The 21,919-nt window shown below is 68.5% G+C and carries 17 protein-coding genes and 5 pseudogenes; 14 read left to right on the top strand and 8 right to left on the bottom strand.

Features of this window, described 5'->3' with window-relative positions:
- Positions 1-166: 166 nt before the first annotated feature.
- From A6P39_RS45690 to A6P39_RS40530, 5 genes and pseudogenes are all read left to right on the top strand, one after another.
- Positions 167-494: pseudogene (locus A6P39_RS45690) on the top strand (helix-turn-helix domain-containing protein); the annotation flags it as partial.
- Positions 495-603: 109 nt separating this feature from the next.
- Positions 604-1,350: a glycosyltransferase family 2 protein gene (locus A6P39_RS40545; RefSeq protein WP_067040060.1), complete on the top strand. Its 747-nt coding sequence runs from the start codon at positions 604-606 to the stop codon at positions 1,348-1,350.
- Between the two features lie 56 nt (positions 1,351-1,406).
- Positions 1,407-1,783 (top strand): annotated as a pseudogene (locus A6P39_RS40540) (IS630 family transposase); the annotation flags it as partial.
- A gap of 363 nt (positions 1,784-2,146) precedes the next feature.
- Complete coding sequence (locus A6P39_RS40535; RefSeq protein WP_067040063.1) at positions 2,147-3,058, top strand: serine hydrolase; 912 nt, start codon at positions 2,147-2,149, stop codon at positions 3,056-3,058.
- 104 nt (positions 3,059-3,162) lie between these two features.
- Positions 3,163-3,510, top strand: a complete 348-nt coding sequence (locus tag A6P39_RS40530) for a hypothetical protein (RefSeq protein WP_331454184.1) — start codon at positions 3,163-3,165, stop codon at positions 3,508-3,510.
- Here the strand turns inward: A6P39_RS40530 and A6P39_RS40525 are convergent.
- Positions 3,459-4,358 carry a metallophosphoesterase family protein gene (locus tag A6P39_RS40525; protein ID WP_234378737.1) on the bottom strand — a complete coding sequence of 300 codons (900 nt, stop codon included), beginning with the start codon at positions 4,356-4,358 and terminating at the stop codon, positions 3,459-3,461. The two genes, A6P39_RS40530 and A6P39_RS40525, sit on opposite strands and share 52 nt — an antisense overlap.
- Before the next feature lie 86 nt (positions 4,359-4,444).
- Positions 4,445-4,819 carry a plastocyanin/azurin family copper-binding protein gene (locus A6P39_RS40520; RefSeq protein ID WP_234378738.1) on the bottom strand — a complete coding sequence of 125 codons (375 nt, stop codon included), beginning with the start codon at positions 4,817-4,819 and terminating at the stop codon, positions 4,445-4,447.
- Between the two features lie 517 nt (positions 4,820-5,336).
- Here A6P39_RS40520 and A6P39_RS40515 point away from each other — a divergent pair.
- The 4 genes from A6P39_RS40515 (at position 5,337) to A6P39_RS40500 (ending at position 8,934) form a co-directional block, all read left to right on the top strand.
- Complete coding sequence (locus tag A6P39_RS40515; RefSeq protein ID WP_079133155.1) at positions 5,337-5,939, top strand: sigma-70 family RNA polymerase sigma factor; 603 nt, start codon at positions 5,337-5,339, stop codon at positions 5,937-5,939.
- Between the two features lie 25 nt (positions 5,940-5,964).
- Positions 5,965-6,756: an anti-sigma factor gene (locus A6P39_RS40510; protein WP_067040170.1), complete on the top strand. Its 792-nt coding sequence runs from the start codon at positions 5,965-5,967 to the stop codon at positions 6,754-6,756.
- A gap of 265 nt (positions 6,757-7,021) precedes the next feature.
- The gene (locus A6P39_RS40505; protein WP_234378739.1) at positions 7,022-7,357 is read left to right on the top strand and encodes an ATP-binding protein; all 336 of its coding nucleotides are present in this window, start codon (positions 7,022-7,024) and stop codon (positions 7,355-7,357) included.
- Between the two features lie 689 nt (positions 7,358-8,046).
- Positions 8,047-8,934 (top strand): hypothetical protein, encoded by an 888-nt coding sequence (locus tag A6P39_RS40500; protein ID WP_079133156.1) that lies wholly within the window; start codon positions 8,047-8,049, stop codon positions 8,932-8,934.
- 748 nt (positions 8,935-9,682) lie between these two features.
- Here A6P39_RS40500 and A6P39_RS40495 read toward each other — a convergent pair.
- Entirely contained in the window at positions 9,683-9,892 is a 210-nt protein-coding gene (locus A6P39_RS40495) for a hypothetical protein (protein ID WP_159395952.1), read from the bottom strand.
- Between the two features lie 255 nt (positions 9,893-10,147).
- Here A6P39_RS40495 and A6P39_RS40490 point away from each other — a divergent pair, with 255 nt between their 5' ends.
- The 3 genes and pseudogenes from A6P39_RS40490 to A6P39_RS40480 form a co-directional block, all read left to right on the top strand.
- A complete protein-coding gene (locus A6P39_RS40490) occupies positions 10,148-10,627 on the top strand; it encodes a hypothetical protein (protein ID WP_067040076.1) in 480 nt (159 codons plus the stop codon).
- Positions 10,628-10,632: 5 nt separating this feature from the next.
- Positions 10,633-13,164, top strand: a complete 2,532-nt coding sequence (locus A6P39_RS40485) for a tetratricopeptide repeat protein (RefSeq protein ID WP_067040079.1) — start codon at positions 10,633-10,635, stop codon at positions 13,162-13,164.
- Positions 13,165-13,343: 179 nt separating this feature from the next.
- A pseudogene (locus tag A6P39_RS40480) lies at positions 13,344-13,571 on the top strand (IS701 family transposase); the annotation flags it as partial.
- A gap of 117 nt (positions 13,572-13,688) precedes the next feature.
- Here the strand turns inward: A6P39_RS40480 and A6P39_RS40475 are convergent.
- From A6P39_RS40475 to A6P39_RS40465, 3 genes and pseudogenes are all read right to left on the bottom strand, one after another.
- Positions 13,689-15,206, bottom strand: coding sequence for an FMN-binding glutamate synthase family protein (locus tag A6P39_RS40475; RefSeq protein ID WP_067040085.1), 1,518 nt, complete (start codon positions 15,204-15,206; stop codon positions 13,689-13,691).
- A gap of 230 nt (positions 15,207-15,436) precedes the next feature.
- A pseudogene (locus A6P39_RS40470) lies at positions 15,437-15,577 on the bottom strand (ATP-binding protein); the annotation flags it as partial.
- 109 nt (positions 15,578-15,686) lie between these two features.
- Positions 15,687-16,151 carry a hypothetical protein gene (locus A6P39_RS40465; RefSeq protein WP_067040088.1) on the bottom strand — a complete coding sequence of 155 codons (465 nt, stop codon included), beginning with the start codon at positions 16,149-16,151 and terminating at the stop codon, positions 15,687-15,689.
- A gap of 275 nt (positions 16,152-16,426) precedes the next feature.
- Between A6P39_RS40465 and A6P39_RS40460 the strand changes: the two genes are divergently transcribed.
- Positions 16,427-17,593, top strand: coding sequence for a hypothetical protein (locus A6P39_RS40460; protein WP_107304231.1), 1,167 nt, complete (start codon positions 16,427-16,429; stop codon positions 17,591-17,593).
- Between the two features lie 15 nt (positions 17,594-17,608).
- On the opposite strand, the pseudogene A6P39_RS40455 reads toward A6P39_RS40460, so the two are convergent.
- A pseudogene (locus A6P39_RS40455) lies at positions 17,609-17,860 on the bottom strand (NADP-dependent oxidoreductase); the annotation flags it as partial.
- A gap of 89 nt (positions 17,861-17,949) precedes the next feature.
- Complete coding sequence (locus A6P39_RS40450; protein WP_067040097.1) at positions 17,950-19,875, bottom strand: hypothetical protein; 1,926 nt, start codon at positions 19,873-19,875, stop codon at positions 17,950-17,952.
- Between the two features lie 306 nt (positions 19,876-20,181).
- Here A6P39_RS40450 and A6P39_RS40445 point away from each other — a divergent pair, with 306 nt between their 5' ends.
- The gene (locus A6P39_RS40445; protein WP_067040100.1) at positions 20,182-21,294 is read left to right on the top strand and encodes a hypothetical protein; all 1,113 of its coding nucleotides are present in this window, start codon (positions 20,182-20,184) and stop codon (positions 21,292-21,294) included.
- Positions 21,295-21,919 lie beyond the last annotated feature (625 nt).

Genomic DNA, 21,919 nt, shown 5'->3' with positions numbered 1-21,919 from the left:
CTCGGGCTGCGGCGGCTGTCGCACACCACCCACACCAGTCGGCCGACGTCGATCCGTGCCGGTCGAACATCCGTTCCGCGACCCGGTCGATTGCGGCGGCGGCCAGTACAGGGACCGGACCTCCAGATGCCAGGTGGTCAGTCGGATCCAGCACCACCGGCGCGGCGAGAGGGCCCTCGGTCCCGCTGAGCACAGCTGGGAGGACCAGCGGAGGATCGTGGCCCGGATCGAAGCGCTGTCGCCTGGAAGTTCGGCATCGACTGCTCGACGGCAGCGGCGTGGCGGCTGCTGCACCGGCACGGCTGGTCGTGGCAGAGTCCCGCCCGCCGTGCTGCGGAACGCAACGAGCAGGCAGCGGGACTGTGGCAGAAGGACGTGTGGCCGCAGGCGGCATGACGGCGGCGACACTCGGAACATGGCTGCGCCTCGAGGACAAGGCCGGATTCTCGATGCCGCCGCCCCGTGCAGACCTGGGCCGACGCGATTGCGCGCCACCGGAGCAACAACCGGATCACGAGATACTGGGCTTCAGACATCCCAGTGCCCGCCAACCGCTCAGCCCTTGTCCACGTCAATCAAGTGCCGAAATGGAGACTTTCCCCGATGCCGACGATCACCGTTCTGACGCCTGTGTACGAGGGTGGGCACACATACCTGCATGAACTGTACGAATGCCTCTCCGATCAGAAGCTTCCCGGCGGCTGGCAGCTCGAGTGGGTGGTACAGGAGGACGGACAAACGGGCAAGCCGCTCGAGGCCGTCCCGGACGCCTCATGGATTTCTAAGGGCACCGGCCGCTGGGGCGGAGCCGCCCGGGCCCGCACGCTTGGCCTGGGGCGCGCAACCGGAACTCTGCTGCGCTGCGTCGACGCCGACGATCTACTGCCTGACCAGCAGACCCTGTCCCGCGACATCGAGGTCCTGCAGAGCAATCCCTCCTACGGCTGGACAGTTGCCCCATTCCTGGATCTCTACCCCGACGGCCGCCTGGAGCCAGGCCCGCATCCCGCCCCCGGACCGCTGCCGGAGCAGGTTCTCCTGGACGGCGCCAAGCGCGGCATACCGGTCATGGGAACCACGCTGACCGCCCGGACGGACCTTGTGCGCCTCGTGGGCGGCTGGCCCGCGCTTCCGGGCTACGAGGATCTCGCCGTCGCTCTGTTCTGCGAGGCGGTCAGCCCGGGGTGGATGCAGGCCCAGCCGGGCGAGGTCTATCGCAGGCACCCGGAGCAGCAGACCGCCAGCGCCGCCCACAAGAACGTTGAAGAAAAGAGACTCCGTCAGGGAATCGTGATCGACAGGGCCCAGGCTCTGCACGCATCTGGCTGGCGCTGGTCGCCGACGGCTTAGACCATGTCCTGCATGGCCAGTCCGAGGAGTCGCGCGCGGCAGCAGAGGCATAGCCGGGCCGGACCTTCGCGTGCTGGGCGCTGCGCAAACTCGTCGCCTGCCTGTGGGAAGTCCATGGCCGGGTCATCTGCATCGGCCGCGAAGCACTACGCCGGACCGGGTCTTGACGTTCGACGAGTTCGGCCCGCTCGGGATCACGCCCGCCGCGGGGCCCGGCTGGGCCGAGCAGGGTCACCCCGACCGGCTGCCCGCTGCGTACCACCGTACCCGCGGTGTCCGCTGCTTCCATGGCCGCTACTCGATCGGGGACGACGTCCTGTGGGGCGTCAACCGCCGCAGCAAAGGTGCCGCGAACGTGCCGACCACGCTGAGGTCGATCCGTGCCGCCCGGCCTGACGGCGCACCGATCTACGTGATCCCTGACGGCGCGTCGCACTTCAGCCCCGTCTGAGACAACACGCCCGCGCCCGAAGCGGGAAGGGCATCCGCTGGGGCGGGCGATCACGCAAAGCCGCGTGATGAAGCGGTACCGGATCATGACGCCCTCAACCTTTCCGGTCAGAGCACTCGCGCGAAATCCCGAGTAAGGACCGCTGGCCGGTGAAGTGGCAGTGCCCCTTCCACCTGGTCCGCCAGCACCCGGAAGGTCACTTTCGGCGGATGTCCTTTCAACGTGAGTTCGGGTCGCGTGGTTGCTCGCTCGGGGCACGAAGTGCCGGACTCGCAGCACGACGGATTCGTTCACTGTCCGCGAATCCCGACTCAGGATGGTCGCAGGACAGACCATCGTAGGCGAGTGATCGAGGACAGACTGGAAGAGGTTTTTGCCGAGGCCGGGTGCAAGGGCAATGTGGCTGTCCTGGACATCGACGGTCCCGGGCAGGTGGTGCTGGGTGATGGCGAGTTGGTGGTCGCCGCGTCGACATTCAAGATCGCGGTGGCGTTGGAGCTGTTCTGCCAGGGCGCCGAGGGGCGTCTGAACCTGGCGGAGCGTGTTCGGCTCTCGCCGTCGCAAGCCACGCCAGGCGGTCAGGGATTTTGTATTTTTGAGGACGAGGCCGAGGTCTCGCTGCGCGATGCCGCCCGAATGATGATGACGATCAGCGACAACACCGCGACCGATGTGCTGATCCGCCGGGTGTCGGTGCCTCGGATCCATGCTCGCCTGGCCGGGTTGGGCCTGGACCGGATCCGTTTGGCGGGCACTATCCGGGAGGAGTTCGATGCGATTGGCTGCGATGCCGGCTTCGCCGGGTGGGCGGAGATGGAGCGCGCGATGCGCGAAGCGGGCGCACCAGGGGATGCCGACCGCATTTGGGAACGTGTCCTGTCCGCTCCGTCCCTGCAGCCCGGACGTGTCACGAGCGCAACGGCCGGGCAGATGGCAGCCCTGCTGAGGCTGGTCTGGCGGGACGAGGCCGGACCGGGTGAGGCATGCGCGGCAGTGCGAACCATCCTCAGTCAGCAGCGGCTGACCCGGAAGATCGCCACCGGGTTCAGTGCCGCGGTGCGGGTAGCCGCCAAGTCGGGCACCGTTCCCGGATGTGTGAGCAACGATGTCGGTGTTGTGGAGTTCCCAGACGGATCCCGTTTCGCGGTGGCGGTGTTCACCAGACCCACCGGGCCTGGTCCTCGGCCACCGCAGGCCGATCCCGCGATCGGCGCAGCCGCTCGGTTGAGTGTCGAGCATCTGCGCCGGCTCGGCTGATCGGAGCAGCCCCCAATGGCGTCCACTGGACCTTCACTCCAACGCGCCGTCGCTGGCAGCGTTGCTGCGGTGCGGCTCGAGGCGATCGACTGCTTGCTCTCTCCATGCCCGGATGCGAGTCAGCTGATGTGGCCACGGTCCGCGCCCAGCCCACACAAGTGATCAACGGCGTGTTGTGGCGGTTGCGAAGGCTGTGGCCGGGAACGGACCAGGCGGTGTTCACGCGGGATCTGCTGCACAGCCCACTGCAGATCATGGAGCCGGACGACTGCCCCACCTTCGACGAGCACGAGTCCCGCGCACGGGACGGCCGGCGCCGGATGCTGGGGCAGGCCGCGGACCAGGGCGCCCTGCTGATCTCCTGCGGGCATGTCCGCGGCTCCCCACGGCCTTCCCTGGCTCATGCCAGCTTCTTGTCCTTGATCGCCAGTTCCCGGTCGCCCTGCCGGTAGCCCACGGTGCGAATGCCCAGCGCAGTCTTGAGCTGCCGGGCGGGCACGACCTGGGGGGTGGGGGCAGGAGCCTGTCCCGGCTTCGGCAGTGGGTAAGCAGTGGTGGTGGCAGAGTGGAAGGTGATGTTGCCCTCTGTCTTGGTGAACAGCTGGTGGACGTGTCCGTTGAGACAGGTCACCGAGGAGAAGCGGCGCAGGAGCGCGATCACCTTCAACGCGTCGTCCGTGCTCCAGCCCCACTTGGGGTACATGGCGAACAACGGGATGTGGCTGAAGACCACGATCGGCGTGTCCGACGACACTCCCGCCAGGTCCTTGCGTACGAAGTTGATCTGCTCGGTGCCGAGGTGGCCCAGCTTTTCCAGGTTCAGTGTGTTGACCAGGGCAATGAAGTGCACTCCGTGGGTGTCAAAGCTGTACCAGCCGTCGCCGAGCGTGCCCTTGCCGAAGATCTCCCGGTATGCGCGACCCGCATCGCCGATGGAGTCGTGCTCGCCGGGCACGGTGAAGACGCGGTCCGTGCGCAGCCGGGTCATCATCTGCCTGACATGGTCGAACTGGTCCACTGTGGACAGGTGTGTCAGGTCGCCGCTGTGCATGACGAAGTCGGGCCGGAACCCGAGCGCGTTGACCTGGTCGATCGCTTCGGTGAACGAGCCGACCACGTCCACGTTCGCCGGCCCGTGGAAGCCGATGTGGCTGTCGGAGACCTGCACGAACCGCAGGGCGCCGCTGGTTCCCGCAGCGGCCTCGGCACCGGTTCCCCGGGAGCCGGCGATGTGGCTGATCACCTCTCCGCCGGCCACGGTCAGCACGACGGCCCCGCCGAACCATCCAGCATGTCGCATGAGTTGACGGCGTGTCATGTCATGTTCTCCGGCTGTCCGGCCGGCGGCACCGCCCGGGGCTGGATCCTGAGCTTCGCGGTACCCGGTCATCGGGTCACCTCCACCTTGGCCGTCATGAAGGGATGGATGGTGCAGAGATAGGCGTAGGTGCCCGGCTTGGTGAACCGGTAGCCGTAGGTGACGTGGGTGGCCAGTGCGGGCGAGTGCAACGGTCCGCCCGATGCGGCGCTGGTGACGGTGTGGGCATCGGTGTCCTGGTTGGTCCAGGTCACCGTGGTGCCCACTTTGACCTCCAGCGCGGTCGGGGAGAACGCGAAGTTCTTGATCGTCACGGCGTCTGCGGTCACCGGCTCGTCAGCTGCGCCCGTCTCCGGCGAACGCATGGGCATGTTCATGCCGGGCATCGGCGAATCGCCGGGCGCGGTGCTCGCCGCATGTCCCGGCGCGGGGGCACCGGGCATACCGGCCACCTCATGCCGACCAGCGCCGGGCGTGATGGCGCCGACTGCGGTGGAATGCGGGGACGGGCCGCACGCGCTCAGGAACCACAGAGCGGCTGCCGTCACGGCTACGAGCCCGGCCGCGACGCGCGACCGGTGGCCGGCATGACCAGAATTCGGGTACATGGTGTTTGTTCCTCACCGATCAAGAAGTGGGGGAAGGGGTGGCCGAGCACGCGCGACGGTCTGACGTGCGCGGTATGCGCGTGCGAGGGCCGCGCGTCCCGCAACGGGCCCGGCAAGCGGGGGCGCGTTACGGCGGCAGTGCAGCGACGTTCTTCGACGATCTGCCGCGCGTCTCAGCTCTTGTCTGACTTCACGGGCGCCGGTTCCACCCGGTTCAACCGATTCACGACTTTTGTCGAACTTTCTTCTGATCTCCTCAGCACGACCCAGTCGCGAGGGCGTCGCACGGCACACAGGGGCAGCACGCAGCGCGCAGCGCGACACACGAGCGTATGTGCGTAATGATCGACTTATGCCATGGAGCACCCGCAAACGTGGCCAAACAGCTGATACGGATCGCTCCGGACACCGTGTCTCTGGTAAAGGGGCCATTTCGGCCACGGACGAGGAACTGATCCGCGCTCTGTACGCCGAGCACGCGGGCCCCCTGTTCCACTACGCGCTGCGCCTGACGTCAGGAGACCGGCAGTGGGCCGAAGATGTCGTGCAGGAGACCCTGCTGCGGGCATGGCAGCACCCCACCGCGTTCGAACCCCGCCGCGGCTCGGCCCGGGCCTGGCTGTTCACGGTCGCCCGGCACCTGGTCATCGACGCCCACCGGGCCCGGCGCGCCAGGCCTGCGGAGACCGGCAGCGAGGCCCTGGAACGGGCCTCCGAACAGACGGCGGGCGAGGACCAGATCGAGCAGGCACTGCAGAGCTGGGCGGTGGCCGACGCCATCCGGACACTGTCGCCGGACCACCGTGCCGTACTGGTCGAGACGTACTACCGGGGCCGGACCATGGCGGAGGCCGCGGGTGTGCTGGGCATCCCGCTGGGGACCGTCAAGTCGCGGACGTACTACGCCCTGCACGCCCTCCGGCTTGCGCTGGAGGAACGAGGCATCGAGCCATGAGCAAGGCATGGAGGAGGTGCCGGCGATGAACACGGACCACGACGCCGTGCGGATGGCACTGGGAGGGTACGTCCTGGGCGCGCTGCCCCCAGCCGAGATGGAACAGGTGCGGGCCCACCTGGCGACATGTGACGCGTGCCGGGTGGAGTACGAGCAGCTGTCCGGACTGCCGGCGCTGCTCGCCATGGTCACTGCGGCCGAAGCGGAAGGCCAGCCGGTGCCCGCCGGCGCCGAGGACCTGGCCGACCGCTTGGTGCGGCGGGCAGGTCGGAGCGCGCAGGGCGCGCCGCAGGCACCGTCCGGCATGTCCGTGGCGCCCCAGGCTCCCCAGGCCGCGCTGATCGACAGGATGCTCCAGCGGGCCGCGGCCCGGCGTCGCAGGACCTGGCGGCTGCAACTGGCCGGCGCGGCTACGTCCCTGATGCTGGTCGCGGCGGCGGCAGTGGGCGGCACCTGGCTGGCGACCAGCACATCAGTGACAAGCCAGGGTAAGCCACCCGGACCTACCGCTCCGACCCCGTCGCGCACCTTCTCCGGTAACGACTCCTCCACCGGCGTCACCGCCTCGGTGAAGGTCTTCCCCTCGGCCTGGGGCAGTGTCCTCCAGGTTTCGGCCCATGGTGCGCCGGCCGGCATGATCTGCCGACTGCAGGCAATCGGACCCGGCGGGACCAGGGCGGACGCCGCTACCTGGCGGGCCGGCCAGTACCCGACCGGAACGAAGATTCCAGGGGCGGTCCCCATGTCTCCGGGATCCATCGACCGCTTCGAGATCATCGCTGGCAACGGCCAGAAGCTGGTCACGATCCGTGCGTGAGGTCAACCGGAAGCCATCGAGTCGGGAAAAAGGTGCGAATCGCTCGAACCATATGCCACTCACCGTGCGTATTACCAGATGAGCGCTCACATACAGGTTCCGGCGTACCGACCACCTCCGCGTTCCTGGCGGTACCCACCTTGATCCAGCCTCCACACGCGCACAGAAGAGCCAGAAGACCATGTTTGTGACCGATTCCGAGCGCGCCAGCTCGCGGCCCTGCCCCCATCGAGCGACACTGACCCTGCCCGCACGGGAGGCACACGTGTCCGCCGCGCGTCACTTTACGGCGGATCTACTGGAGTGCTGGAGCGTCCCCGAGAGCGAGCGCGACTCCGCCGTGCTCATCGTCGACGAACTCACCGCCAACGCCGCCCAGTACGGCCGCGAGTGCATGACGCTGGCACTCGTCCTCGACCACGGCGCCCTGTACATCGTGGTCAGTGACTCGGGAACCACGGTGGAGCGTGGCTCACACGACGTCGCCCCGGACGAACACGGACGCGGCACGGGCATCGTCAAGTACCTCGCGCAGTCGACCGAGATCCACCAGACGCACAGCGGCCGAGAAGTCCGCGCCTGCCTCCGGTGCTCGGCATGACCAGCGCCGGGAGACATCTGTCCGACCAGGCAACCCACACCAGCACCGCACGGCGCCGAATTCACTCGGCCCGCCCCAGGTCAGATGCACGGCCAGGGGGTGGCCCGGCCCGGGCGACCTCCACGACCACGGCCAGGCCGTAGACCAGTCCAAGCGGCCTGCCACGCGGTCACGCGGCAGTTCTGATCGTCTTCGGGCCGGCCTGGAGCCTGGGGCCCGATGCGACAACGGCTCGTACCAAGCAACCGGTCCTGTGATTCCCCGCGCCAGACCCGCGCCAGGCTCGCCCAGCCCAGTCAACGCCCCATGCCCGTCATAACCTTGAAGGGCCGAAAGATCCTTCAGCGGCAGCGGCCTCGATCAGCGTGCCGATCAGATCGCTGCACTCCGTACGGCCGTACGGCCGTACGGCCGGTCTGCCGCCATGACCCGGCTGGCCGTGACGCGCAGGCCCTTCTGCAGAGCAGCGCAGTCACCGTCGTCCTGTCCGGCCCAGCGACCCGCGTCGTTCGCGCTGTTCGGACACCCCTGAGGCCTCGATCCCCTCCCCCAGGTACAGCGGCGCCGACATCTCCATGTAGAAATAGATCTTGGCTGGCGGGCCCAGACCACCCCGACCACCGATGACCAGCTCTTAACGACAGCCCTTGACTACGGGGCATCACCAATCCAAGGGGGATATCCAACTCATGCGCAGACACCTCATGCGTGGCGCACTCACGTCTCTACTCGCCGTCTCGGCGGTGACCGGCCTGGTGCCGACGGCGTCCGCCGCTCCCGCGCCCACGGACACGGTCAACTGCGACCCTCTGCAGGACGCGGGTGTGGCCGTCCTGGACCGCGGCGATCGACTCGCTCCCGGGGCGAGCCTCACCAGCCTCAGCAAGACCACCAGCCTGGTCATGCAGCCCGACGGCAACCTGGTCCTCTATGCGGTGACCACGCCCGGCGGCCCCAGGCACGCGCTGTGGAGCAGCAAGACGTCCGGCCACCCGGGCGCGTACGCAGTGATGCAGTTGGACGGCAACTTCGTCGTCTACCCCAAGGGCGGCGACGCGAAGACCGGCGGCGCCTTGTGGAGCAGCAAGACCTACGGCGCCACCAATGGCATGGTGCGCCTTACTTCCGACGGCGAACTCACCGTCTGGGGCGACGAGGGCTCGTGGGGGCCCAAGTGGTCCTCCATGACACACGAGTTTTCGCCGACCCGATGCGCCCCCTACCCGTCGGCCCCGTACCAGAGCATGTGGTTCGGTGACTGGGCTCAGTCCGCCACCGTCTGGATGGTGCTCCAGACCGACGGCAACCTCGTCATCTACCGCAAGCGCGACAACAAGGCCATCTGGAACAGCGGTACGAGCGGCAAGGACACCTGGACCCTGGACGTGGATGCCGACGGTGACGTCGGGCTCCACCCGCGCCTCGTCTCCAAGTGGCTGTGGCACACGGGCACCGCAGGCAACTACGGCGCCTACGCCCTGCTCCAGGACGACGGCAACTTCGTGGTGTACCGCAAGGGCGGCGGCCCGAATTCGGGCGGCGCCCTGTGGTCCAGTCACACCTCCACAAAAATCTGACGTAGCGTCAGGGCGGTCGACCGGCGCCACCGTCAGGGCTGGTCCTACGTGGCGAGGCGGAAGAGGCGCTTGCGACAGCCGGGCACTGCTGGTGGACCCGGCCAAGGCGCCGCCCTCATGATGTGCGTCGCGGTCCTGCTCGATAGATCAAGCCTGAGGCGGGACGTACTCGGCGCGGTCCGCGTGAAGCCTGACGGTGACGGGTGTGCGCCCGTCACCGGCGTGGCCACGTCCGTTGCGGCTTCCGCGGCTGGCCGACCATGTTCCCGTCTCCAGGCCATGCTCGAAGGCGCAGACGTCGGCGTGCTGCTCGGTGGGCGATGCAAGGGGCCGATCGTCTCGACAGAAGGCTTTACGATCAGGCGAGTTCACCGATCTGCACGGGCAGGTCCGGTGCGCCGAGAGCGCGGCGAATTGCCACCCGAGCCGCATATTCCTGGCCAGAACGGGCGAGCAGGGCGCCACCAAGACACCGCTCGGTACGTTCCTGACGCCCGTGATCGTGATCGTGTGCGCATCCCCGGTCGCATGCGTCCTCGGCGGGCTCGCGGTGCTCTGCGTACCGGGGATCGCGCTCGGGTGACTGTGGCGCGCCGTACGGCCGTCGCAACCGGCGCCATCGCGAGGCCATCCACGTGGACAGGCAGCGGAGCGGGCTGCCCAGGGCGCGAACCGCTGCGCTGCTGCATCCACAGGTTCCCTGGGGTAGAACGCGGCCCTGGGCGCTGTGCTCGCGGTCCAGACCGTGCTACGGATGTGTTGGGTCGGCGTTCACACAGCGGTCGAAATGGACGCCGTCGCCCGTTCCGGTGATCGAAGTGAGTGCGCACAGGAGCGTGCGGCCCATGTTCCCGGCCGGCGCAGCGGAAGCGCTGCCGTCGCCGCTGTCGGCGTGAGCTGGAGCAGACATGGCGATGGCAGCCAAGGCGAACGCCGCGGTCGTGATGATCTTTCGCATACTCCGGTAACGATCACGGCAGCTGAGGGGACACGCAGTGCGGAGACGGATCGACGCCATACGTTGACGTGCTCGGTGGCCGGCAAAGGGGGCGCCGTCCGGGCCTTTCGGGTATGAGGGAATCCACTGCTGCCGTCGCTGCGCGCGACGGGCGCCACGAGGCGGACGCCTGGCGACGGGTGGGAACTACCGTTTCCTTCCCGCTCGTTCCGTTCTTAGTAATAGCCTGATTACGGAAGGTGAAGGTGGTGCGGAGTGGACCCGGTATCGGTAGGGCTGCTGGCGGCGCTGGCCGGCGGGGCTGGCGGGGAACTCGGGCGGCAGGCCTGGGCGGGGTTAACGGCTCTGGTGCGGCGCCCGTTCCGCCGCGATGCCGGTGAAAAGGCACCAGCGGTCAGTTCCGGGGAGGCGGAGCTGGCGCGGCTGGAACAGGATCCGGCCGACCAGCAGCAAGCGCAGGCGCTGAGCACCGCACTCGCCGTACGGGCCGCGCTGGATGCGGACTTCCGCAACGGGCTTGAAGCCTGGCAGGAGCAGGCCAAGCTGATGAGCACCGGCGACGGCACGGTGCACAACACCATCAGCGGCGGTACCCAGCACGGGCCGGTGCTGCAGGGCCGGGACTTCTCCGGCCTGTCCTTCACCACCCCACCCCCGGCGCCCTCCGCACCGGCCGCGCAGCCGACGGCCGATACCGACGACGGTGACAGCATCCTCCCACCGGCGCGGGGTTGACCGGCATGGGGCAGACAGAGGCAGCCCACGAGGGCGCAGCGGATGGCCGGGTCAACAACACGATCAGCGGTGGGTTCTTCTTCCACGCGGTCATCCAGGGCCGGGACATCGCCGTGCAGCTGCCGCCGCAGATCACCCCGGCCCTGTCCGGCCTGCCCGCCCCCTCTGCTGCCTTCACCGGCCGCGACCAGGACGTCGACCGGCTGCTGAAGGACCTGGCCCCAGGCGAAAGCGGCACGGGCGCCGGGCAGGCAGTGCTGGTGACCGCCGTGTCCGGTCTGGCCGGCATCGGCAAGACCGAACTGGCCGTCCAGACCGCCGCCCGGGCCCGCAAGAAGCCGGGCTGGTTCCCCGGCGGGGTGCTCTTCACCGACCTGTCCGGCTACGACCCCGAGCGCCGCCTGTCTCCCGAGCGGGCCCTGGAAGGCCTGCTGCGGGCACTGGGCATGCCCGGCGATCACATACCCAACGGTCTGCAAGACCGGCAGCGGCTGTACCGCAGCGTGCTGGCCGCCTACGCCGAACACCAGCAGCGGATCCTGGTGGTCGTCGACAACGCCTTCACCACCGAGCAGGCCCGCCCGCTGCTGCCCACCGACGGTGTGACCGCTGCCCTTGTCACCTCCCGCCACACCCTCGACGGACTCGACGCCCGCCTCCACGACCTCGACGTCCTTGAGGAGTCGGCCTCCATCGCCCTGCTCGACCAGGCGCTACGCCACGCCCGTGGAGACGGCGACACCCGCATTGCCGACGATCCGGAAGCGGCCACGACGATTGCCCGTCTGTGTGCGGGCCTGCCGCTGGCCCTGCGTATCGCCGCCGCCCTCCTGGCTGCTGCGCCTGCCCGTCCCGCGGCCTCCCTGGCCACCGCCCTTCAGGCCGAGCACACCCGCCTGGACAAGCTGAGCCGCCGCGACCGGGCCGTCCGGGCCGCCTTCGACCTGTCCTACCGGCTCCTCGAGAGTGATCACGTCCGGCTGTTCCGACTGCTGCCCCTCAACCCCGGGCCCGAACTGTCCACCGAAGCCGCCGCCCGCCTTGTCGGCACCGACACGGACAGGGCCGAAGAACTGCTGCAACACCTGGCCGACGCGCACCTGGTCGATCCTGGGCAGGTCTGGGGCCGCTGGCGGATGCACGATCTGGTCCGGCTCTTCGCGGACGAGGCCGGCCACGCCCGCGCCTCGGACGACGGCCGGGATGCGGCGGTGACCCGCCTGCTCGACCACTACCTCACTACCGCTCAGGCCGCCGACATCCACCTGCAGACAACGCCGGGCTTGCCCCTCCCGGACGATTTCACCGACCGCGATCAGGCACTGGAGTGGCTGGATGCCGAACAGAGCAACCTCGTCGCCGCCGCCACGGCCGCCCCTGCACACCACGCCGCCGCGACAGGACTCGTACTGGCTCTTGGCACGTTCTTCGACCTGCGCCGCTACGCCAACGACTGGATCAACCTCAGTAATGCCGCCGTTGCCATCTGCCGTGAAGCCGGAGACCGCCACAATGAGAGAGCAGCGCTTGATGGTCTAGGGCGTGCCTTCATCCGTGCAGGCAGGTTCAAAGAAGCTGCCGGCATCTTCACGGCGGTTCTCGATCTCTGCCGTGAGGCCGGAGACCGCCACGCAGAAGCCACGACGTTGAGCAATCTCGGACAGGCTCTGGCATTCCTGGAGAAATTCGTGGAGGCCGCCAATGTCCTCACCGATGCTGCAGCTCTTTTCGGGGAGATGGGAGACAGCCTGGGCGGAGCCAGGGTATTGGGCATCTTAGGGCCCATTCAGATCGAGTTGGGCGGATCCGAGGAGGCCGTCGGCTACTTGACCGAGGTTCTCGCTCACTGGAGGGAGCTGGGCGATCGCCACGCAGAGAGCGTGACGCTGGACACCCTCGGACTGGCCCTGGTCGGCGCGCGCAAGTTCGGGGAGGGAGTCAAGGCTCACACTGATGCCGTTGCCCTCTTTCGTGAATACGGTGACCCCCATGGGGAGGCACAAGCGCTGAACAACCTCGGGGCCGCATTGATCCAGATGCGTAAATTCGACGAGGCCGCCGACGCTGTCCTTGGCGCTGCTCGCCTCGCCAAGGAGATCGGCTACCCTCACTGCGAGGCCATGGCGCTGGGCAACTTCGGGGAAATATTGCATCAGAAGCGGAGCCCTGACAAGGCCATCACTCCACTCACCAGCGCTGCCAGCCTCTTCCGGGAAACCGGCGATCGCCGCCGTGCGGCCTCTACGCTGAATTTCCTCGGACAAGCCCTCGCCGAAGAAGGCCGATTCGACGAGGCTGCTGACGTTGGTGCCCAGGACGCGTCGCTTTGCCGGGAGCTGGGCGACCGCCACGGCGAAGGCATTGCTTGGAAGAATGTCGGGCTCAGTCTGTGTCAGGTAGGCAGGCTCGACGAGGCCGTTGAGGCTCTTTCCACCGCTGCTGCCATCTTTCGAGAGACTGGCGATCGGCGCCGCGAAGCCGAAGTCGTACGAGCCCGAGCAGCGCTGGCCCGCGCCTCAAGTCGGCGGCCCAACTGACGGCCGTCCCCAACCACAGTCTCTGGACAAGACGGCACAGCCTGCGCACCCCGGCTGGCCCTCATGTGGGCTCACCGAGGGAAGTTCACCAGCCGGTGAGGTCTCAGCTGTCGGCAAACGTTTGCCGACAGGCATCACGAACCTCGCCCTGCGCATCCACGACGGCGCGCCCTCCGCGATGGACCTCACCGCCCGCCACCCCGATCGCTGACCTGGTGCGGTGGGCGACGATGCGCCGGCGGATCGAGCACGACTACCGCGAACTCGAACACGGCCTGGGCCTGGACCACTTCGAAGGTCGCACCTGGCGCGGCCGGCACCATCACGTCACCCTCGTCACCGCCGCCCAGGCCGTCCGCACCCTCCGGCGGCTCGACCCCGACCCAAAAGCACACCCGTCGGCCTGACCCTCTACCAGGTCCTCGACGTCTTGCAGGAACTGTTGAGGTGCTGGACCGGCACCTGCACCACCTGCGGCCGCCCACTCACCACAAGCAGAACCAGAGCCAGAACCGAACGAAGCATTACTGGGGGGTGAGCAGTGCCGTGATCCCATCTGCGAGGTGCGGGCCGAGTTCGCCCCAGCCGTCCTTGTAACCGTAGACGCCGGCCAGGGTCCGGGCCTCGTAGTCGCCGTTCATGATCTCGATGTCCTTGGCCGTGATGAGTGCCGGGTGGGCGACGCCGACGGCCGCCGACACCTTCATCAGCTCCTTGCGCAGGGTGCGCAGGTAGGCAGCGGCCCGGGTGGCCTTCGAGACCGGGTCGACGCCGCGGGCCAGCCATGGGTTCTGAGTGGCGATGCCGGTGGGACATTTGTCGGTGTGGCACTTCTGGGCCTGGATGCAGCCGATGGACAGCATCGCCTCACGGCCTACGTTGATCATGTCGGCCCCCAGGGCGAAGGCGACCATCGCGTTCTCGGGCAGGCCGAGCTTGCCGGAGCCTATGAAGGTCAGCTCGTCGGTCAGCCCCAGCTCGGCAAAGGTGCCGTAGACCCGGGAGAAGCCCATGCGGAACGGCAGCGACACCGAGTCGGTGAAGATCAGCGGCGCCGCCCCGGTGCCGCCCTCACCGCCGTCCACGGTCACGAAGTCGACACCACGGTCACCGCGCGCCATCAGCGTGGCCAGTTCCTGCCAGAAGCCCATCTCCCCCACCGCGCTCTTGACCCCGACCGGCAGACCGGTCTCGGTGGCCAGCAACTCCACGAAGTCGAGCATCGAGTCGACGTCGGTGAACGCTGTGTGTCGCGACGGGGAGGCGCAGTCCTTGCCGACCGGGATGCCGCGGATGCCGGCGATCTCCTCGGTCACCTTCGCGCCCGGCAGCATCCCGCCCAACCCCGGCTTGGCGCCCTGGGAAAGCTTGATCTCTATCGCCCTGACCGGGGCCCCGGCGACCACGTCCTTGAGCTTGTCCAGGTTGAAGCTGCCGTCCTCGTTGCGGCAGCCGAAGTACGCCGTCCCGATCTGAAGGACGAGGTCGCCGCCGTTGCGGTGGTACGGCGAGAGCCCGCCTTCGCCCGTGTTGTGCATCGTGCCCGCCAGTGCCGCCCCTTTGTTGAGCGCCGTGATGGCCGCGCCCGAGAGCGATCCGAAGCTCATCGCCGAGATGTTCACCACGCTCGCGGGCCGGAACGCCTTGGCGCGCCCGCGCGGTCCGCCCAGCACCTTGGCCGAGGGCAGCGGCGCCTGCGGGTCGTGCGCGTCGGGCAGAGTGCCGGCGAACGTGCGCTGCTTCAGGTAGGCGTGCCCCTGCACGTGCTCGACGTCGACGTCGGTTCCGAACCCGAAGTAGTTGTTCTCCTCCTTCGCCGACGCGTAGATCCAGGAACGCTGGTCACGACTGAACGGCCGCTCCTCCTCGTTGGACGTGACGATGTACTGTCGCAGCTCCGGCCCGATCTTCTCCAACAGGTACCGGGCGTGCCCGATCACCGGGTAATTCCGGAGCAGTGCATGCTTCTTCTGGATGAGGTCGCGGGCAGCCAGAACCGCCACTGCGGTTGCGGCGGCCGCGCCGATCCTTCGAGCGTGCATGAACGTTCCTCCTCGATGTACGACCCCGTCGCCCTACGGTGGAGTCACTGTGTCGTCATGGGCACTGGGCGTTGGGCGTTGGGCGTTGGACGGCGGGCACGGCCAAGCAGGCATCAGCGTCCGTCGAAGAATGCGAAATGATATTAAGAGGCCGCACGGACGGGCATGTGGTCAGGGGGCTCCCCGTAGTCGTGTGAGTGCACCGCCAAATACGGGGATATGCGGACCACTCAGGCCACGTCGGCGTCTCGTTCGATGGCCCGGAGGCGGTTCTCGACCCGGTAGCTGTTGCCGGTGACGGGGACGGCCTCGCGGTGGTGCGGGAGGCGGTCGAGGAGGGCGGTGGCCAGGGCCTCGTCACCGAAGACCCTCACCACGGCAAACAGGGGGGCGGCGACACGGGTCCGCGATCCGCACCGGGCAACAGTCGCCGATTGCCGACGCGGGGGCGACGCACCTGAGTGTGCCGTGGGCGAGCACTCAGCGGCGGTACCCCTCTCCTGACCGGTCCGAGTGCGTGTGGATGGTGTGGCGCCAGTCGTTCACGAAGTGCCGATGACCGAGTTCGCCGGAGTGGACGAACGTCGCCAACTGGTCCTCGATCCAGGGGTCGAGGTTCAGCAGCTGGTCTTCCACCCAAGGGTCGATTCGGCCACTCGCCATCCGGTACGTGCCCGTGCGGCCGTGGCCGTCGTCATACAGGCTGCCGTAACCCTGGTCGCCGCGGTCATGGAAGCGGTGACCGCGCGCATGGCCGACACGGTCGTGATGCGTGCCGTAGGGGCCGATGGGCTTCGCGGCCGCGGTCAGGACGGCTCGGGCAGGGGTGGGCCCGGCGGCCTGCGAAGTGGCCGCGGCCGCGGGGCCGCCGGCGGCGAGGAGAGCGCCTCCGGCAAGTGCCGCAGAGACGCTTACGGTCGCGATACGCCGCATGAGCTTCTTCATGATCTTTCCTCCTTGCACTGCCCGTCGCTCCGTGACTGCTGACGACGGACACCCCCTTGTCTTGGCCCTGGCAAAGCTACACATCCAGAGGTAGTTGAACAATAAACTTGATGCGTGAAGTAAATCACCCGAATAGCCCGGAATACGCAGGAGTGATAAGCCGCGTCGAATTCGAAGTGGGCGCACCTCCGGCTCCACCCCATTCACCCCACGAGAAGGCGGAGGCGTGAGGCGCGCCATACCCGAAAAGGGATAAAACGTGCCAACATCACGTCATGCAAGATTCAACCATCTCGCCGCTGCGCGCTCTCGTGACCAGAACCGGAGCGGCAGGTGCCCGTCTTGCCGACCGCGCCAGCCACGCCGACCTCAGGCGAGCCGACTACGTGGTGCACGGCCTGAAGAGCCTGACGGCGGCGCTGCTCGCCTGGGGCGTCGCGGCTCCGTGGTCCCCCGGAAATCGCCCGTATCTGGCCGTCGCCACGGCATTGATCATGGCCAATGCCCCCACGGTGTACCGATCCGTGACCAAGGCGGTACAAAGCGTGGTCGCCAGGTCGGCTGGACTGGCCCTCGCCCTCACGACCGCCTGGCTGATGGGATCGACCGCGGCAAGCGTCGCGGCCATTGCCGTGATCGCGGTGGTGGTCGGACCTCGTCGCGCCGCTGACGATCGTCTTCAGATCGCCTCGACTGCGGTCATCGCCCTGGCCGCCACGACCGCGGCACCGGTGGGCGGTCTGGTGGCCCCTGGGGCCCAGACCCTGACGGGTGCGGTGGTGGGCATCGTCGTGAACGCCCTCGTGCTGCCCCCGCTCTACCTCGATGAATCCGACTCCGCGGTGCGCAGCCTGGCCCGGGCCATGGGAACGCTGCTGGGCGAGATGGGCGCCGGGCTGGCCGAGCGGCAGGTGGCGGCGAGGGCACGCGTATGGCTGCACCAGGCGCGCGATCTGGAGAAAGACCTGGTGGACGCGGAGGAGCAGGTGCGGCAGGCGGACGAGAGCCTGCGTTGGAACACCCGGTGCACCGCACATGCACGGCGCAAGGACGTGACCTACGGCGAGGCGTTCAGAACTCTACGCGGCGTGTTTCTCCAGGTACGCGGAATCGCGCGGACGCTGGCCGACAACGCGCACGACGGTCACACCGATCACCATCTGGGCCACCAGTTCCTGGACCGGTACGGCGAAACCTTGAAGCTGGCGGGAACGGCCGTCGAAGAGTTCGCCGGACCGCGCCCGGCGACCGGCACACCGGACGCAGCCCCCCGGGAGCGCTTGCGCGGAGCGATCGAGGGTGCCCTGACCTGGCATGAGACCATGACCGACCTCATCGGCCGGGGCACCCTCACCAGGCCGGGCGCATGGCACATCTACGGCTCCCTGATGACAGACGTGGAGAGACTGCTGCTCGATCTGGACCACGCACACACACCATGACTTCCGCCGTACTCATCACGGGGCCGGAAGCGGCGCAGGCGTGTGACCGGCCTTGCTGTCGATGTGCGCCGCCGGGGCCTCGTCGGGCGTATACGACTTCTCGACCGGGATGTGGAGCCTTCCCCGCGAGAGGAGAGTGACGGCCTCGATGAGTGCTTCGGGCATGCTCCCGGCCACGCCGGGGAATCGGACACCGAGCTGCGGCGCAGTGAGATCGCAGATGGAGTTCACCTTGTGCGGATCCCCGGTCAGCTCGACGAGTTCGCCTGCGTAGATGGTTCCATCTCCCGGGCACAAAGGGCGCCGCCGTCCCTCGGACACGAGGAACGGCGGCGCCAACGGGGTGCCTAGAACGGCTAGTTGGTGAAGTACAGGTACTTCCAGGACCCGTACGTCGTCGTGTTCACGGTGTCTCCGGACGTGCCGTGGATGTATGAGGACCGGACCCGCGCCTTGATGCCGGATTGGCCGGGAGCCGGGAGGTAGACGACGGACCTGCCGTCCGTGCCCAGGCTGAAGTACTTGGAGCCCTCCGCCACCCACTTGCCATTGACGTAGACCTGCAGTTCGAGGCGCTGCTTGCGACCCGGGTAGTAGGTCATGGTCGTGGTGAACAGGGGCGCGACGTTCTTGTGGAACCAGTAGTACGGGGTCGTGCCGATCTTCGCCGCCTTGTACTGCCGGGAGACGGCGAGGGAGATGGCTACGCTCGCGTGCGCCGTGGACTTCACCGTCTTGGCCGCGGTGCGGGTGTCGCCCTTGAAGACGGCGGTGACGTCCGTGTCGCGGACCATGTTGAGGGTGACGGAGAGGTTGCCGCGCGAGTCGACGGTGCCGCTCTTCACCAGCTTGTTGGGCTTGTCGGCGCCGTAGGGGTTGGCCCAGATCTCGAGCGTGCGGTTCTTGTACGTCGGGCCGAGGTGCGCGGTGAAGGTGACGGCCTTGTTGTAGTCGTACACGGTGCCGTTGTTGTTCAGGGTCAGGCTCGGCGTCGCGAAGGAGACCTTGACCTGGGCGGTGGCCGTGGCCGCCGCGTGGGTGCCGTCGCCCGCGTAGGAGACCTTGTAGGTGGCGGTGCCGCCGGCCTGCGGGGTGTCGGTGAAGGAGTACGAGCCGTCGGCCTGCACGGGGACGGTGGGCAGCGCCTTGCCGGAGGGGTTCTCCGCGTCGGTGCGGGTGACCTTCAGCGTGGTGCCGGCGGGCGGCTGCGTCGACGTCGACAGCCTGCCGGAGACGGTGAGTTGCCTGCCACCGGACGCGGTGGACGGGGCGTTCACCGTCAGGGTGGGCTGCTCCAGCGCAGGGTTGCCGAGCGGGGTGACGACCCAGCCGTTGTTGGTGCCGACGAGGGCGAACAGCTCGGTGGAGTCCGGGGACCAGGCCAGCGGAGTCTTCGCCCCGTTGGAGCCGGTGTCGTAGGTACGGATCGGCACGGAGCCGTCCGGCCGGTAGACCGACACGGCGCTGCCGTTCGCCTGCGCGACCAGCCCGTTCGGGGCGATGTCGGCATCGGTCCCGGCCGGATACGCGCCGTCGGCGGTGAACGTGCCGTTCGCGTACGCCTGCCGGTCGGTGCCGTTGACCAGCACGTGGGTGCCGCCGGGCACCAGGTCGATGTCGTGGATGCCGCTGTTGAGCGAGTAGTCGCCGTGGTAGTAGGCGACCTGCTGCGGCGCGCCGGAGGAGACGTCGAGGACGGCCATCGAATCGGTGGACAGGCCGGTCTCACCGACGGCGAGGATGCCGGGCTGGCTGGGGTCGGTGTCGAGCAGCGCCTGCCCCCAGAGCTTGTTGGTGTACTGGCCGGTCGTCACCGTGCCGGCGCCGGCCGGGTCGACCGAACCAAGGTTGCCGTCCCACTGGTCGCCGTAGGTGAACCACACCTTGCCGCCGGAGACGGCCACTTGGGTCGGACCGGTGGTGGTGGGCACGGTGTAGCGGGTCTTGACGTTCAGTGTGGCCGCGTCCAGTGCCACGATCTGGTGGTTGCCCGAGGCGGCCGCGTACAGCGTGCTGCCGTCGTCGGACAGGGCGAGGTCGGTGACGCCGGTGATGCCGTCCGCCTCGCCGACCTGGTTGCCGTTGTAGTCGGCGGCGAAGACCTTGCCGGTCTCGGCGTCACCGACGAAGACCCGGCCGATCGCGCCGTCGACGACGAAGCCGCCGACCACGTACACGGAGGCGGGAGCCGCCGAGGCCGTACCAGCCGCGACGACGCTCAGTGCCGCCGAGCTGAAGACAACCGCGAGCGCCGTCGCGGTTGAGAGGGTGCGCCTACGCACAGTTGTGTTACCCCCACGTGGAGTCCCGGCCCAAGACCGGGAGCCGATAGCGCCGCGCACAGCCCGGACATGACCGAAACTGCGCGGTGACGGCCGGGCGCGGCTGCCAGCGCAGCGTATGTCACGGGTGTGACAGTCGAGGAGCGGGATTGGTTGTGCGGTAGAGCGGTAGAAGAGACGGCCTGTCGCACGGTCAGCGACCGCCGGTCGGTCCGGTCACCTCGCCGCGGCTGCCGGTCCAGCGCACTTCGGTACCAGTCCTCGTTCGGCGGAGCGCGCGGTGATGCCCGGCGCGAGAATGAGTCCATGGAATTGATCTCCGGCGCGGCCGGAGCGCTGGCCCTTGTACTGGTGCTGAGCAGTATCCTGCGCACTCTGGTGGTCCCGAGAGGCCTGCACTCCGCACTCGTCTTCCGCCTCTGGTGGCTGTTGCGCCGCATGCTCCGGCTCACCGCCCCGCGCGGCGGGTACACAGCGATCGACAGGGCCCAGACCTGGTTGGCCCCGCTCATGCTCATCGGCATGCTCGCCACCTGGCTCTGCGGGGCCCTGCTCGGCTTCGGGCTACTGCTCTACGCCCTGTCCTCGCTGTCCTGGACCACCGCGTTCCGGGAGGCCGGCTCCAGCCTGTTCACGCTCGGTTTCGCCAGCGGCGCCCGGCTGCGCCTCTCCGCTCTCGACTTCGCCGCGGCGGCCACCGGACCGGTCCTGATCGCCCTCCAGATCGCCTACCTGCCCACGCTCTACGCCGCCTACAACCGCCGCGAGCTGGAGGTCACCCTGCTCCAGGCGCGGGCCGGCGAGCCTGCCTGGGGACCTGAGATCCTCGCCCGGCAGTGGCTGGTCGACACCGAGACCGCGCTGCCCGAGCTGTACCGCGCCTGGGAACGCCTCGCCTCCGACATGGGCGAAAGCCATTCCACCTACCCCATCCTGCTGACCTTCCGCTCGCCGCGCCCGCACCGCAGCTGGCTGGTCGGGCTCATCGCCGTGCTGGACGCGGCGGCCCTCCAACTCGCGCTCGCGCCCAGGCACACGCCGCCGGAGGCCCGCCTGGTGCTGAGGGCCGGCTTCACCGCCCTTCGTGACATCGCCCGCGCGCTGCGCATGCCGTTCGACGCCGACCCCTCGCCGGACGCGCCCATCCGGCTCACCTACGACGAGTTCGACGCGGCGGTGGCGATGCTGGAGGCGGCCGGCTTCCGGGCCGAACGCCCGCCGAAGGACGCCTGGCCGCATTTCCAGGGCTGGCGGGTCAACTACGAGGCGATCGCCTACGAACTGTGCCGCCGCTGCGACGCCGTACCCGCCCTGTGGACCGGTCCCCGCGACTTCCCCGGCGGCGAAATCCCGCCCGCGCGCCCGGTGGACCGGCGCCCCGACGGAAGACACCCGGAACCGCCCCCCAGGGAGAGGTAGTTACCGGACCCTGCGGCTGGGAAGACCCCAGCGGGAGGCCGTCTTCACAGCGCCCGTGTCCCCCCTCGACCAGGACGCGTTGATGAGGTTCTCCGTCTGACGCCTGCAGGATTCGCTGCGGCACAACGGCCCTGGTCACCGCCTGAGCTGCCGGGCCTGGCGAGGCGGTACGCCGGCCGTGCCCCCACTCCTCAGCCCTGCCCATTTTTACCCTTTGCACTCTTTGCCCGTATGCTAGGTGTGTCCATCACCGAGCTAGGCAAGGGGATGGCCCCCCACCAGGGAAGCCGACCGACCCCCACACCGGCACAAGACCTCGCGTTGGAACCGCCGGCCAGGGAGTTTCTTCACACCGTCGCCGCCGTCGGCGACGGTCTCAGCGACCAGGAAGCCGTGCGGCTCGGCCTGGACCAGGCTGTGGTCGTGCTCCGTGGGCTTGGCGGGCTGCTGCATCTGAGCGACCCTGCGGGCCGCGGATTGCGCCTGACGACGCACACCAGCCTGCCTCCGGCTCTGCTTGAGGCGTGGCGGGAGGTCGCACTGGACGATGCGCTGCCACCCGCCCGCGCCGTGCGCGACGGCACCATGGTGCGGACCGGCCGGCAGGAGCAAGGTCCTCTGCCCC

Source organism: Streptomyces sp. FXJ1.172, from assembly GCF_001636945.3.
GTDB lineage: Bacteria > Actinomycetota > Actinomycetes > Streptomycetales > Streptomycetaceae > Streptomyces.
Note: the sequence above shows the minus strand (reverse complement) of the source record. Positions and strands in the feature narration are given on the sequence as shown.